Genomic DNA, 14,091 nt, shown 5'->3' with positions numbered 1-14,091 from the left:
CGGGTTCTTTTTCCGGTAACACGGGGAGCACTCGGAAGCTCTCGACGAGCGCCTGGGGGAAAGCCGCGTCCGAGCGCAGCCAGGGGAGACGCCCACGGCGAGCACGATCCATCCCTTGAAGCGCGGCATCGGCAGCGATGCCAGCAGGTCACGCAGGGCCTCGGTGTCGAGCCGGCCGTGATTGAGGGCGCCGTACAGCGAGCCGTAGCCGCGCTGGTGTTCGGCAAGCAGTGACAGCTCCACCGGCGTCCGCGTCGGGCCGTCCACACACCGCAACGCGTCGGTCAGCTCGAAGAACGCATAAGCCCGCGCGGACAGACACTCATAGAAAGCCGTCCGGAAGCGCGACAGTTCTGCGAGGGCCTCCCGTCCGCCGGCCCACACCAGCTCACTCATCCCCACGGCCTCCACCACGAACTCGCTTACCTAGAGACAGGGTTCAGGGCCATGAGGAGGACGGGCCACCTACCCGTCCATCACTTCGGAGAGTCACCGAACGACCAGATCCGTGGTTAAGGAACAAGTTTACAGTCTGTGCCTGAAGCCCTGATGTGGATCTTGAAGCTGGCTGCGGTCAGTGTCCGGGCTGGCGTGTCGGTGAGGCCCTTGGTGCTGTCGCCTTCTGCGGGGGCACTAGGCTCGGTTGCGGCCTGCGCCGGTATGGGGTGTGCGGGTCAGGCCCCGGTGCCCTGTGACGGGATGAGTACGCAGCCGGGGCCGCACCCGAGCCTGCGGCCGCCGTGGGAGACGGCCGATACGGAACCCACCGGCGGGGCAGGCTCCAGGTATGGAACCTGACTTACCCGATGACGAGTTCGCCGATGAAGACGACGACGATTTCGTGGGCCTGATCGACTGCGACGAGTGCGGGAAGATCATGGAGCCGGACCTGTTCGACGGGGACGATCCGCTGCTGGCGGCGCTGCCGGACTCCTCAGCGATCTATGAGGACCCGACGAACGACGGCAAGCGGTTGGTGATGCTCTGCTCGCCGGAGTGCCTGGAGAAGATCCAGGAACGGTTCGGCCGACAGCCGTTCGTCCGCGAGGAGCTGTGGGCAGGCAAGATCGTCCGTTCGGTGATGAAGCATCCGCAAGGCGTCAGCCCGCGCGTCCTGGAACAGGAGACGGGGCTGTCCCCTGCGCAGATCCTGGCGGGGTTCGCCTGGGTGGAGCGGATGCGTCCGGCGGGGCGGGGAAAAGGGCCCGGGCCGCAGGCGGGAGGGGCCGGCGGCGCATCCAGATGAGATCAGGCGGGCCTGAGTCATCACGTAGCCGTGGGCGGCGTCGCGGCGTTCGGCGGGCCGGGCCTGGCGGCGGGTCAGCCGCCGGGTCATCAGGGTGATGCAGGCCCAGGTGATCAGTGATTCGCTCATCTCGGGCAGCCGTTCGTGGTCGGGTCCAGCAGGCCATCTCCACCGACTGGACCACTGCCCTGGCCACCCTCCACCTCACGTGAACGGCATCCCCGCCAGTGGGGCGGGCCCACTTCGGACGTCTCGCCGGGCCGAGGCGGATACCGCGGCCGCGGCTACGGAGACACTGTGGTGCCCCAGTGGTCCTTGCGACCCTGGCGAGGCTGATGCAACGGTGTCAGCCTACGCAGAGCTCTGAGGGACGAACATGGCTCGGATGTCCAGGCTGATCTGGTTGTTGTGGTGCGGCGGAGTGGTCTGAGGCGGCACGGCGACCGGGCCGACTCGACCACGGGTACGGCTGGTACGTGCCGCCGTTCCCGCTGCCCGCCGACCTCGCGCGGGCCCGCCCCGCCAGCCAGGTTCGCACCGGCCCGGGGTGGAGCTTTGAGGCCAAGGCCGACGGTTCTGCCAACACGAGAATGTGTTTCACCGCAGGTGCTTGATAACGGCCTTGCTGCCGTGAAGCTGCTGCCAGCCGTGTGGCGGGCGGGTTCAGGGAGGCCAGGTGCTGCTGTTCTTCACTGACAAGCGGAAGGTCTGGTGGGCCGGGGAAGTCGCCGGCCTTGACCACGGCCAGCTGCGGTCGCTGTTCGAGCGTCGCCGGGTACCGGCGGGATGCCGCTGCTCCTGGGCGAGGCGATGCGTCCGGTGGAGCCGCTGTGCTCCTGGTTCCGCCGTCTGGCGATGGGCCGTATGGATCCGAAGTCGATGAAGGCCTACGCGCACACGGCTGTGTTGCTGGCCGGCTTCCTGCGTGCCCGGCAGCAGGATCTGCTCTACTTGCCATCTGCTCCGTAGCGTCTGGCGAGGGCGTGGAACGCCTCCTTCGGTTCCCAGGGCATATCCGGGTAGGTGCGCTGGCTGACGGGGTAATCACTGTGTTCATCCAGTATTTTGACGATGCCGTAGGAGGCGAGATCCTCGTCCGGCCCGGTCGTCCGGTGGGGCGTGCTGAAGCCGGCGAAGCTGAACCAGAAGGCCGAGTCGACGCCTACCTCCTCGAAGACGGTCATGAGGTCTTCGAGGTACCTGACCTGCTCGCCCTCGTCGCGCACGAGGCCGGGCCTGAGGGTGATGCCGTCGCTTTCCTTGGCCATGTACCAGCCGGCGCCGCCGTGGTCTCCTGCTCCCCGGTAGGTGCAGCAGCCGGCCTCCATGACGGCGACGGGCTTGCCTCGGGCGCATTCCGCGCGCAGGTCGGCCCGGTAGGTGGCAGCGTTGCGCTGCCCCCGGAAGGCGTCCAGGCCCACGATGTCGAACGGGGTCCAGTCCACGCCGTCCAGGGGGCAGGAGGCGTAGCTGATGCGACCGCCGAAGAGCGGCCGCACGGTGTCGACGACCTCTGCCAGGAAGGTGTTGACCTTGTCGGGGATGCCCCGGAGTGCGGCTTCGCGGCCGGGGCCCGCCAGCACCGGGACGCGCTCGTTGAAGATGTCGCCGGGCAGGTAGCCGCGGGCGAAGATGCTGAGTTCGCAGCCGGTGACGAGGACGACCTCGGCGCCGTCGCGCCGCAGCCGCTCCGCCCGCTCGGCGCAGTCGGCGAACAGGGGCAGCATCTCGGCGTTGGTCAGCTCGCAGGGGAACGGTGAGAACCAGACCTCCAGTCCGGCCTGCGCCGCGTACCGCGCCGTGGTCTCGATCCGGTCGGGGTCGCCGCCGGTGATGCGGACTGCGGTGCAGTGCAGGTCTTCGGCGACGACCTGTATGTCCCGTTCGGCGTCCCGTGGGTCGAAGACGGGGCGCGAGGTGTCGCCGTTGGGGAAGGTGCCGGTGTCGTAGTGAATGCCTTTGCCGCGCAGCATGACAGGTGCCTCCGGATGGGATCGCTGGGTGAGCCGTACGTGCCGTACCAAGCGATCGTCCACGTTGCCGCTGCGTCAGTTTCAAGTCTTGCGGCATCGAGCGATGACGCATCGCGGCACGTCCACGGACGTGACACCGGCTCCCAAGCGCGACCGGCAGGCGCCGACGGGAGCGTGCGCAGGCCCGCACGACAGGGGTTCGATCGCACCGGGAACAAGGGCGGGCGGTGGACGGAGTCATCACGGATCCGGCCTCGTCCTCGAACACTAGCCAGGCGCCTAGCGGTGCCGAGCTCAAGCGGTCAGCGCATCACCGCTGTTCAGGAGGTCAGCGTAAACCTCTGCCGGAGTGCGATAGCCATGCGTCTTGCGTGGACGATGGTTAAGTTCGTGGGCGATGGTGTCCAGATCGGTCTGGCTGAACGTGCGGAGGTCCGCTCCCTGGGGAGGTACTGCCGAAGCAGCCGGTTGGTGTTCTCGTTGGTGCCGCGCTGCCACGGGCTGCGTGGCTTGCAGAGGTAGATCGGCATCCCGGTCCGTGCGGTGATGGCCTGGTGCTCAGCCATCTCCCTGCCCCGGTCCCAGGTGAGCGTCCGCCGCGGAGGGGGCGGGATGCCGAGGAGACTGCGGGTGAGGTGCGGAGGACGGCGCGGGCGTGGCCCAGGCCGTTCGGCGGCACAGCCCGGACGTCGTTTTGATGGGCATCCGGATGCCGGGCATGGACGGCATCGCCGCGACCCGCGCCGTGGCCGGCGGTGACCAGGCGCCCCAGGTGATCGTGCTGACCACCTTCGACACCGACGGCCTCATCCTGGAGGCCGTACGTGCGGGGGCCGCGGGCTACCTGCTCAAGCACACCCGGCCCGAGGAGATCGTCGACGCGGTACGCCAGGCAGCCCGCGGCACACCGGCCCTTTCCCCCACGGCGGCACGCGCCCTGATCGACCATGCCGCGGCGGGGGCCGGCGCCCGCACCGAGCAGGCACGGCGCAGGCTCGCCGTACTCTCCGAGAGGGAACGCCAGATCGCCGGCGCGGTGGCCGAAGGGCTGTCCAACTCCGAGATCGGACAGCGGCTGCACCTGTCGACCGGCACCGTCAAGGCCCATCTGTCGAGTGCGCTGACCAAACTGGACCTCGACAACCGCATCCAGCTGGCCCTGCTGGCCCACGACGCGCAAGCCGAATAGCGCACCGGGCGGCCGGCGGCCGGCTCGCGGGTGTGCTGCCATCGGGCTGCCCGGCTTTCCCGCAGGCCGTCCGGCCAGGTGGCCGACACCTCTGGCCGGATGGCAGAGGCGCAGGTCAGGGGGCCGATTTAGCGTCGTACGCATGCACGATGTCCGGGAAACGCCGCACCGGTGGCGCTCAGCCTTCGCCTTGGTCCTCCTGGCCCCGCTGGTGGGCGAGTACCTCCTGGGCAACACGCCGATCAGCGACCTGGGAGCGCTGTTCCTCTATCTTCCGCTGTACGGGTGCGCAGCCCTGCTCATCAGGGAAATCGCCCGGCGCACCGGACGCGGCTGGCCGACGATGCTGCTGCTCGCGGCGGCCTACGGGCTGTTCGAGGAGGGGCCGGTCGACCAGATGCTGTGGAATCCCCACTACGGTACGGCCGACTTCGGCCTCGTCTACGCGGGCACCCACGTGCCACTGCTGGGCACCAGCCTGTCCCTGCTCCAGGACGTCGTCTCGATGCACATGATCTGGAGCATCTGCGTACCGATCGCGCTCGTCGAAGCTTTCAGCCGTGACCCGCGGCGGCCCTGGCTGGGGCGGCCGGGCATGAGTGTGACGGTGTTGGTGTTCGCTGCCGGTTCGCTGTTCCTGGCCTGCCTGCAATATCTCTACAATGACCGGTTCCTGGCCTCGGCATGGCAGTGGTCCACCGGCACGGTCATGATCGTCGGCTTGGTCGTCGTGGCCTTCCACACCGGCCGCGGACTCAGGCGCCCGGCCCGTGCCCCCGCCCCTGCTCCCGGCCCGTGGCAGGTGGGCGGAGTGGCCTTCCTCCTGACCAGCGCCTACTGGGCCGGCCAGTCGCTGCTGCGGGACCGCGTCTCCGACTGGCTCCTGGTCGTCCTCTGGTCGGCACTGGCCGTGGCGGCCGTGACTGCCGGCAGCCGCTGGTCGCGCCGCCGTGGCTGGGGGAGCCGCCACCGTGTCGCGGTGGCCGTCGGCGCCTTGCTGACCTACGTCTGGCTGGGCTTCACCCACGCGGCGGACATGGGTGTCCCGCCGGCCATCGGATTGGCTGGCAACGCGGTCTTCGGGGCAGGCGCCCTCGTACTGGCCGCAGTCGCCATCGGCGCAGCCCGCCGGAACCTGGCCGAGCAGCCCGAGATCGTGCCGGAAACCGCCGGCGCCGTACCCGCACCGAAGGATCCCCCGAGCTGACAGGAGCTTTGGCTTCGCTTTTACCTATGCTTCGTGGCCGTCCGTGCCGCAGCGTGCAGTAGTAGAGGACCGCTGACCGGGTGGGGGACCATGGGCGGATAGCGCTACGGGCGGCCCGGCCGGTTCTGATGGAGGACCGCGTTCACGGCGACCGGGTACGGAGAAGGTCAACCGGCCGGCGGTCGGCGGCTCCTGCCGCGCAGCGACGTGGGCCCGGAACGGGGCCACTGGGCGAGTATGGCCGTGCCGACCAGTGCCCATGCGGTCAGTGCCGCCCACGCCGCAGCCTGCCCCGCCTTCTCCCACAGGCCGGCACCCGTCGCGCGCGCTGCCTGCTGTGTGGCCACGGCGTACATGCCGATCGGGAAAACGGCGGACCACCAGGACGGTTCATAGCGCAGCGGTACCCGGTGCCGGATGTGCCGCCACGCGCCGGCACCCAGCAGTACGGGGATCAGCACTGTCGCCCAGCCCGCCACCAACATGAGCACCGCGGTGACCACTGTCCTGACCGGCTCGTACCAGGAGGCGGAGAGCAGCACACCAGCTCCTGCCAGGACGCTGATGGCTCCCGCTCCCATCGCGATCCAGTACACCGGAGTCAGTTCCGCCGGTGGGACGCCGTGCCGTCGCAGACGCGTCCAGACCAGCGAGGTGATCGTGACGTACGCCAGTACGCCCACCGCCCAGCAGCACAGGCCCGCCACCGCCGTGGCGGGCCCGGCCCGCAGTTCCGTGGCGGCCACGACGACCGACTGCGGGCCGACCACGAGCAGGAACCAGCTGCCGTCAGCCCGCGCCGGCCGGCTCCGGGCCGCGGTGACGACAGTGCGCAGGAGCGCTGCGCAGCAGAGGGCACCGCCGGTCAGCAGGACGATGGCGAAGGGGCGCCAGTCGCCGGTGGCCAGGTTGGTGGCCAGCACGTCGGATGCCGCCACGAAGGTGAAGAATCCGAAGGCGCGGGCCGGGTCTGCGGCGTCCTGCGCCACCCGGCCGCGGTGCGCGGCGATCCGCCACGCGGTCGCTCCGACGAGCATCACGTAGAGAAGTACGCCCAGGCTCAGCAGCAGTCGGGCCACTGTATGGGCACCGACAGACGCGGCCGCCCGTGAGACGATGCCCGCCGCCATGACGGAGGCGAAACACGCCGAGGGGAGACGCCCGATGCCTTCCCGCATGCGCGCCCGGTAGCTGTTCGTTGTGGTGGTGGCCTGGTGGCCCATGGATGCTCCAGCAACTGCTTGGGGCTGTGGGCCGCACGCGGTATCGGCTTGGCCGCCTGGTGGGTTCGTGATCGTCGTTGCAGCCAGGCAGGTGGCCCGGCAGCGTCCGGTCCGGGTGTCACCCGGGGGTGCGGCGGGCCGTACGGCCGGGCGTCGGGGCGGCCTTTCGGGCCGGGTGATCCACCCGCGGGGCCTGGGACGGGGTGCCTGGCCGGTACGGGCCGCGGCCGCCGACGCCGCGGCGAGAGCGGTAGACGACGTAGGGGCGGATGACGTAGCCGAGGGGTGCCGTGAAGGCGTGGACCAGGCGGCTGAAGGGCCACAGGGCGAACAGGGCCATGCCCAGCAGGGCGTGCAGTTGGTAGGTGAACGGTGCCTGGGCCATGGCAGCGACGTCGGGGTCGAGGGCGAAGAGGCTGCGGAACCAGACGGAGACGCCCAGCCGGTAGTCGTAGGGGTTGGTGGCACTGGAGGCGGTGGCCACCAGCCCGGCCAGCAGGGCGGCGGCCAGCAAGGGGTGGACGAGGTGGTCGCTGCGGCTGGTCGCGGCGCGTACAGCCGGCACGCGCAGGCGGCGGTAGAGCAGGATGCCCAGCCCCGCTACGGCCGCGATGCCTGCTGTCCCGCCCACGGCCAGCGCGAAGAGGTGGTACATCGTCTCGCTGACATGCAGATGCTCCGTCAGGGACTCGGGCACGAGCAGTCCCGTCACATGGCCGCCGATGACCAGGAACAGGGCGTAGTGGAAGAGGGGCCCGCCGATGCGCAGCAGGCGGGACTCGTGGAGCTGGCTGGAGCGGGTGGTGAAGCCGAAGCGGTCGTAGCGGTAGCGCCAGGCGGTGCCGCCGACCAGGACAGCCAGGACGAGGTAGGGCAGCACTCCCCACAGGGCGATGTGCACGTGAGTCACCTGCGGGCTCCTTCGCTGTGTGCGGACGCGTCGGCGGGAAAGAGGTCGAGCCCTACGTTCTCGGAGGGCGGGCCGGTGCGTGCCAGGGCGAGAGCGGCGGCGCGGTCCCCAGCGGCAGGGGCGGGCAGAGTGTCGCGTACGGCGCGCAGCACGTCGGCGTACGGGCTCCGGTGCTTCTCCAGGGCGTGGCCGAGCAGTTCGACGGCCGGGCGGTGGTCGCGCAGCAGGCGCAGCCCCGGCTCGGGGCAGCGGGCGGCGAATTCCAGTACGGCGGGGAGGTAGTCGGGCAGCTCGCCGTCGCTCGGCTGCCAGCCGTGGGTGCGGTAGAGGGCTTTGAGCCGGGCGAGGGCTGCGCCGCGGCGGCGGGTGTCGCCGTCGGTGTAGTACGTCAGGTGCAGGGTGCGGCGTCGGCTGCGGTCGAAGGTGAGGACATAGCAGGCGGCCAGGTCGAGGAGTGGCACGCCTCGGGCGTGGTCGCAGTAGCGCAGCAGCGCGGCTGGCGCCTCGCCGGGCAGCGGGCACATCGTCTCGGCCACGGCGGCCAGCCGTACGGACCAGTCGCCGTCGGGATAGGACAGCAGGAGGGAGGCTGCCTGGTGGACGGCGGAACGCAGGGTGGTCACCGTTCGTTCTCCCGGCGGCGGGGGAACAGACCGCTGGGCGTGCCTCGGCCGTTCCAGTTCAGCAGGTTGACGCGGCCGCGCAGCCCGTCGCCGGCCGGTGCCGGTTCCGTGGCCGGCGGGGTGTGGAAAGCTTCCATGCCCGGGAGGCCGGCGTCGTACATGCCTGGGCCGCCGTCTGCGTCCAGGCTGCACCCGTCGTCCGGTGTGTCCGGGGGAACCGTTCCGGTGTAGCTGGTGGGGATGACGTAGCGGTCTTCGTACTTGGCCAGTGCGAGCAGCCGGTACATGGCCTCGATGGAGTCCGCGCCGAGGCCGACGGCCTCGGCGATGGCGGGGTCCCGGGGGTCGCCGAGGTTGATGCGGCGCATGTACGCGCGCATGGCGGCCAGGCGGCACAGGGCGGCTTCGACGGGCGCCGGATCGCCCGCGGTGAAGAGATGGGCGAGGTAGTCCAGCGGGATGCGCAGCGCGTCGATGGCGCCGAAGAGGCTGGCCGGGTCCTCGCCGTCGTGGCCGGTGCGGGTGAGGGAGTCGACGATGGGGGACAGCGGCGGCACGTACCAGACCATGGGCATGGTGCGGTATTCCGGGTGCAGGGGCAGTGCGACGCGATACGTGTTGATCAGGGCGTACACGGGGGAGCGGCGGGCGGCGGTGATCCAGTCGTGCGGGATGCCGGATTCCTCGGCGGCGCGGGCGATGCCGGGGTCGGTGGGGTCGAGGAAGCAGGTGAGCTGCGCTTCGTAGAGGTCCTTTTCGTCGGTGACGCGGGCGGCTTCGCCGACTTTGTCGGGGTCGTAGAGCATGACGCCCAGGTAGCGCAGTCGTCCGACGCAGGTTTCGGAGCAGACGGTGGGCTGGCCCGCTTCGATGCGCGGGTAGCACAGGGTGCACTTTTCGGCTTTGCCGGTGTGGTGGTTGAAGTAGACCTTCTTGTAGGGGCAGCCGGTGACGCACATGCGCCAGCCGCGGCAGCGGTCCTGGTCGACGAGGACGATGCCGTCCTCGATGCGCTTGTAGAGGGCGCCGGAGGGGCAGACGGCGACGCAGGAGGGGTTGAGGCAGTGTTCGCAGATGCGGGGGAGGTAGAACATGAAGGCCTGCTCGTATTCGAGGCGGACCCGTTCGTTCATCTTCTTCAGGACGGGGTCGTCGGCGAGGTGGTCGGGGCCGCCGCCGAGGTCGTCGTCCCAGTTGGGGCCCCAGGTGATGTCGGTGGGGCGGCCGTCGATGAGGGAACGGGGCGGTGCGGTGGGCAGGTCGTCGCCGAGGGGCGCGGTGGTGAGGTTCGCGTAGTCGTACGTCCAGGGCTCGTAGTAGTCGCTCAGGGCGGGCAGTTCGGGGTTGGCGAAGAGACGGGCCAGCCGACGGGCCCGGCCGCCGCTGCGGGGTACGAGGCGGTCGCCCTTGAGCCGCCAGCCGCCCTTCCAGCGCTCCTGGTCCTCGTAGGCGCGGGGGTAGCCCTGGCCGGGCCGGGTCTCGACGTTGTTGAACCAGACGTATTCGGTGCCGGAACGGTGGGTCCAGGTCTGTTTGCAGGTGACCGAGCAGGTGTGGCAGCCGATGCACTTGTCGAGGTTCATGACCATGGCCACCTGGGCCATGACCCGGCGGGTGGGGGGTGTGCCGCGAGGCATGTCAGTACTCCACGTTCTGCGAGCGGCGCCGGATGGTGGTGACCGCGTCCCGCTGGTTGCCGGTGGGGCCGTAGTAGTTGGCGGCGAAGGACAGCTGGCCGTAGCCGCCGATCAGGTGGGTGGGCTTGATCAGGAGTTTGGTGAGGGCGTTGTGCACTCCGCCGCGCCGGCCGGTGGCCTGGGATTTGGGCACGTTCACCAGGCGTTCCTGTACGTGGTACATGAACACGGTGCCGGGCGGCATGCGGTGCGAGACGATGGCCCGTGCGACGACCACGCCGTTGGCGTTGACCGCCTCGATCCAGTCGTTGTCGGCCACCTCGATACGTGCCGCGTCCTGGACGCTGAGCCAGATGACCGGGCCGCCGCGGGCCAGTGTCTGCATGAGCAGGTTCTCCTGGTATTCGGAGTGGATGGACCACTTCGAGTGCGGGGTGACGTAGCGGACCGTCACCGAGCGCGCGCCCTCCACTCCCGCCATCGGAGGGTGTTCGCCCAGTGCGGCCAGGTCCAGCGGCGGCCGGTAGACGGGGAGCTGCTCGCCGAGTTCGGCCATCCAGTCGTGGTCGAGGTAGAAGTGCTGGCGGCCGGTGAGGGTGTGCCAGGGCTTGCGGTGTTCGGTGTTGATCGTGAACGGCGCGTACCGGCGCTCGGGGCCCTCCTTGCCCGACCACTCGAAACTGGCCGCCACCTGCACCGGGCGGGCTTGGGTGTCGGAGAAGACGATGCGCCGTTCGGCGACCGAGGCGGCCAGCTCCTCCAGTCCGCTGTCGGGGCCGCAGCGTTCGGCGAGGCGCGCGAACCCCTCGGCGGCCAGCCGCCCGTTGGTGGTGCCGGACAGGGCGAGGATCGCCTCGCAGAACTTCACGTCCGTGTCCAGCAGCGGGCGGCCGCTCGCCGCGCCGTCGGCGGCCGTCCCGCACCGGTCCGCCAGCCACCTGGCCTCCGCCCGCGGGTACACGGTCACGCCCTTGACGGTCATGCCCGCCTCCTCGGCCAGCGGCCCCAGGCTCGCCAGCTTCGCGGCCACGGCGGTGTAGTCCCGCTCGACGAGCGCGAACGCCGGCAGGTTGTGTCCTGGCTGAGGCCGACCCGCCTCCCGCCAGTCGGGCACCGTTCCGCCGGGCTGCGCCGTCTCGCCGGGTGTGTCGTGCGTCAGCGGGGTGGCCACCAGGTCGTAGCGGGTGTCCAGGCGCCCACGGGCCAGTTCGCTGAGCTTCGACGCCAGGCCGTGGAAGATCTCGAAGTCGGTACGGGCCTGCCAGGGCGGGATGATCGCGGGCGAGAAGGCGTGTACGTACGGGTGCATGTCCGTGCTGGACAGGTCGTGCTTCTCGTACCAGGTGGCTGCGGGCAGGATCAGGTCCGCCATCAGGGTCGTGGAGGTCATACGGAAGTCCAGCGCCAGCAGCAGGTCGAGCTTTCCGCGTGGCGCCTCCTCGTGCCAGGTGACATCGCGCGGACGTGCCTCGGAGGGCGCTTCTTCGGCGCTCGCGTTGTCGTCGGCGCCCAGCAGGTGCCGCAGGAAGTACTCGTTGCCCTTGGCGGAGGAACCGATCAGGTTGGCCCGCCATACGGTCAGCACCCGGGGCCAGTTCGCCGGGTCGTCCGGGTCCTCGCACGCGAACCGGAGCTGCCCGTCCCGGAGTTGGCCGGCGACCCACTGCCCCGGTTCGCTCCCGGCGGCGCGGACGCGTTCCCCCAGGGTCAGGGGGTTGTCGCTGAACGTGGGGGCGGAGGGCATCCAGCCCAGGCGGGCGGACTGCGCCACCAGGTCAGCGGTGTGCCGGCCCGCGAACAGACCGCGACCCGTCGCGGAGGCCAGCGCGTCGGCGCGGTAGGACTCGTACCGCCACTGGTCGGTGTGCAGGTACCAGAACGGTGTCCCGGCCATCTGCCGCGACGGCCGTACCCAGTCCGCCGCGCTCTGCAACTGCTGCCACCCGGCGTACGGGCGTACCTTCTCCTGGCCGACGTAGTGCGCCCAGCCGCCGCCGTTGACGCCCTGGCAGCCGGTCAGCAGCAGGAGCGTCAGGAACGACCGGTAGATGGTGTCCGAGTGGAACCAGTGGTTGGTACCGGCGCCCATCACGATCATGCAGCGCCCGCGCGTCTTCTCGGCGGTGTGTGCGAACTCCCGCGCCGCCCGTACGACGGCGCCCGCCGGAACCGAGGTCAGCGTCTCCTGCCAGGCCGGGGTGCACGGCAGCGCTGCGTCGTCGTACCCCTGGGGCCACTGCCCCGACAGACCCTGACGGTGCACGCCGTACCGGGCCAGCAGCAGGTCGAAGACGGTCGTCACCCGGCGGCCGCCCAGTTCGCGCACCGGCACCGCCCGGCGCACGGTGCCGGCCTCACCTTCCGCGCCCTGGTCGAAGCGTGGAAGAAGGACCTCCACACTGGCCGCGCCCTGCGCCTCGTGGAAGGTGAGCAGCGGGTCCACGTCGCCCAGGTCGAGATGCCAGCGGCCCGCGCCGCCCTCGCTCCAGCGTTCCCCCAGCGTGCCGGGCGGAGCCACGGGAGCACCCCGCCCCGCGTCGAAAACCACCGGCTTCCACTGCCCGTTCTCCCCGCCGTCGTCCTCCTCGGACAGGCCCAGGCCGGCCGCCGTGACGAACTTCCCCGGCACGAAGGACGCGCCGTGCGGCTCCAGTTCGACGAGGAAGGGCAGGTCGGTGAAGGTTTTGACGTAGTCGGTGAAGTACGGGACCTGGCGTTGGACGAAGCATTCGCGCAGGATGACGTGGCCCATGGCCATGGCCAGGGCGCCGTCGGTGCCGGGGTGGGGATGCAGCCATTCGTCGGCGAATTTGGTGGCGTCGGCGTAGTCGGGGGAGACCACCACGACTTTCTGGCCGCGGTAGCGGGCCTCGGCCATCCAGTGCGCGTCCGGGGTGCGGGTGACCGGCACGTTCGAGCCCCACAGCATCAGGTAGGCCGCGTCCCACCAGTCGCCGGATTCCGGGACGTCGGTCTGGTCGCCGAAGACCTGCGGGGAGGCGATCGGCAGGTCCGCGTACCAGTCGTAGAAGGAGAGCATGGGCGCGCCGAGCAGGGCCATGAAGCGGGCGCCGACCGCGTGCGAGGCCATGGACATCGCGGGGATGGGGGAGAAGCCGGCGATCCGGTCCGGCCCGTAATGCTGGAGGGTGTGGACATGGGCGGCGGCCGCGATCTCCAAAGCCTCGTCCCAGCCGATGCGGACCAGGCCGCCTTTGCCGCGGGCCTGCTGATACCGGCGGCGTTTGGCCGCGTCCCCGGTGATCTCGGCCCAGGCCGCCACCGGGTCGCCGAGCCGGGCCCGCGCTTCCCGGAACATTTCCACCAGCACGCCGCGCGCATACGGATAACGCACCCGCGTCGGCGAGTACGTGTACCAGGAAAAGGACGCTCCGCGCGGACATCCCCTCGGCTCGTACTCCGGGCGGTCGGGGCCCACCGACGGGTAATCCGTCTGTTGTGTTTCCCAGGTGATGAGCCCGTCTTTGACGAACACCTGCCAGGAACACGAGCCTGTGCAATTCACACCGTGGGTCGAGCGCACCACCTTGTCGTGCGCCCACCGCTCACGGTACGGAGCGTCGTTGACCTGCTGGTCCGTGCGGTAGACCGCGCGCCCGTCCGGTGTTGTGGCGGCCCCTTGCAACTGCCGGCCGAGCCGCAGCAACCGTTCCGCCGCCGCACCCGCCATACGTTCCGCTGCCTTGCGTGTTCCGCGTTGCGTCACGTCCGGACGTCTCCTCTCCCCATGCAGCGGCACCCTGTGGCCTGCCAGCGGGCAAGGGCGCAATTCCGGCCCCATCCTGACCCCGAGATCACGCTTTCAACCGCTTCGGAGAACACAATTGGGCAGAATTATACGCAACGTTCCCATTTCTTTACTCTACGTGCCGCGCGCATATGCGAGCAGCGTTTGCTTGTATGGCGCGGGGTATATACATCGCCGGAGATGTGTAGTGAGCGGGACGGCGCGGCTGTGAAAGTCAGGCGTTCGGATATGGGTGGCAAAGAGGTGTAGCGGGGACCGCCACGGAAGGAGAGGCTCGCCTCAGTTCGTCACACGGCCCACTGCGAGCCACGACC

The 14,091-nt window shown here is 70.1% G+C and carries 10 protein-coding genes and 2 pseudogenes; 4 read left to right on the top strand and 8 right to left on the bottom strand.

Translation table 11 applies throughout. The features are described 5' to 3' along the window. Positions 1-64 precede the first annotated feature (64 nt). Positions 65-396 (bottom strand): annotated as a pseudogene (locus CP984_RS03480) (transposase); the annotation flags it as partial. A gap of 391 nt (positions 397-787) precedes the next feature. Between CP984_RS03480 and CP984_RS03475 the strand changes: the two are divergent. Together CP984_RS03475 and CP984_RS03470 are read left to right on the top strand one after the other, a co-directional pair. After that, a complete protein-coding gene (locus CP984_RS03475) occupies positions 788-1,246 on the top strand; it encodes a hypothetical protein (protein WP_003985717.1) in 459 nt (152 codons plus the stop codon). Between the two features lie 786 nt (positions 1,247-2,032). Continuing rightward, positions 2,033-2,215 carry a hypothetical protein gene (locus CP984_RS03470; RefSeq protein ID WP_003985718.1) on the top strand — a complete coding sequence of 61 codons (183 nt, stop codon included), beginning with the start codon at positions 2,033-2,035 and terminating at the stop codon, positions 2,213-2,215. Here CP984_RS03470 and CP984_RS03465 read toward each other — a convergent pair. Continuing rightward, on the bottom strand, positions 2,194-3,219 hold the full coding sequence (locus CP984_RS03465) for a hypothetical protein (RefSeq protein ID WP_003985719.1): 1,026 nt from the start codon (positions 3,217-3,219) through the stop codon (positions 2,194-2,196). The genes CP984_RS03470 and CP984_RS03465 overlap by 22 nt on opposite strands. A gap of 294 nt (positions 3,220-3,513) precedes the next feature. Beyond that, positions 3,514-3,833, bottom strand: a pseudogene (locus CP984_RS03460) (IS30 family transposase); the annotation flags it as partial. Between the two features lie 41 nt (positions 3,834-3,874). Here CP984_RS03460 and CP984_RS03455 point away from each other — a divergent pair. Both CP984_RS03455 and CP984_RS03450 read left to right on the top strand, forming a co-directional pair. Beyond that, a complete protein-coding gene (locus tag CP984_RS03455; RefSeq protein ID WP_226048601.1) occupies positions 3,875-4,408 on the top strand; it encodes a LuxR C-terminal-related transcriptional regulator in 534 nt (177 codons plus the stop codon). 142 nt (positions 4,409-4,550) lie between these two features. Continuing rightward, entirely contained in the window at positions 4,551-5,615 is a 1,065-nt protein-coding gene (locus CP984_RS03450) for a hypothetical protein (protein ID WP_003985721.1), read from the top strand. Positions 5,616-5,782: 167 nt separating this feature from the next. On the opposite strand, the gene CP984_RS03445 is transcribed toward CP984_RS03450, so the two are convergent. From CP984_RS03445 to CP984_RS03425, 5 genes are all read right to left on the bottom strand, one after another. Then, positions 5,783-6,838 (bottom strand): tellurite resistance/C4-dicarboxylate transporter family protein, encoded by a 1,056-nt coding sequence (locus tag CP984_RS03445; RefSeq protein ID WP_003985722.1) that lies wholly within the window; start codon positions 6,836-6,838, stop codon positions 5,783-5,785. A gap of 118 nt (positions 6,839-6,956) precedes the next feature. After that, positions 6,957-7,748, bottom strand: a complete 792-nt coding sequence (narI, locus tag CP984_RS03440; RefSeq protein ID WP_003985723.1) for a respiratory nitrate reductase subunit gamma — start codon at positions 7,746-7,748, stop codon at positions 6,957-6,959. Continuing rightward, positions 7,745-8,371 carry a nitrate reductase molybdenum cofactor assembly chaperone gene (narJ, locus tag CP984_RS03435; protein ID WP_003985724.1) on the bottom strand — a complete coding sequence of 209 codons (627 nt, stop codon included), beginning with the start codon at positions 8,369-8,371 and terminating at the stop codon, positions 7,745-7,747. Before narJ ends, narI begins: the two co-directional genes overlap by 4 nt. Next, positions 8,368-10,008: a nitrate reductase subunit beta gene (gene narH / locus CP984_RS03430; protein ID WP_078605324.1), complete on the bottom strand. Its 1,641-nt coding sequence runs from the start codon at positions 10,006-10,008 to the stop codon at positions 8,368-8,370. The genes narJ and narH overlap by 4 nt, the downstream gene beginning before the upstream one ends. A 1-nt stretch (position 10,009) precedes the next feature. Further along, positions 10,010-13,699 (bottom strand): nitrate reductase subunit alpha, encoded by a 3,690-nt coding sequence (locus CP984_RS03425; RefSeq protein ID WP_139679716.1) that lies wholly within the window; start codon positions 13,697-13,699, stop codon positions 10,010-10,012. Between the last annotated feature and the right edge of the window lie 392 nt (positions 13,700-14,091).

The sequence above is a fragment of the Streptomyces rimosus genome (assembly GCF_008704655.1).
GTDB classification, from domain to species: domain Bacteria; phylum Actinomycetota; class Actinomycetes; order Streptomycetales; family Streptomycetaceae; genus Streptomyces; species Streptomyces rimosus.
Note: the sequence above shows the minus strand (reverse complement) of the source record. Positions and strands in the feature narration are given on the sequence as shown.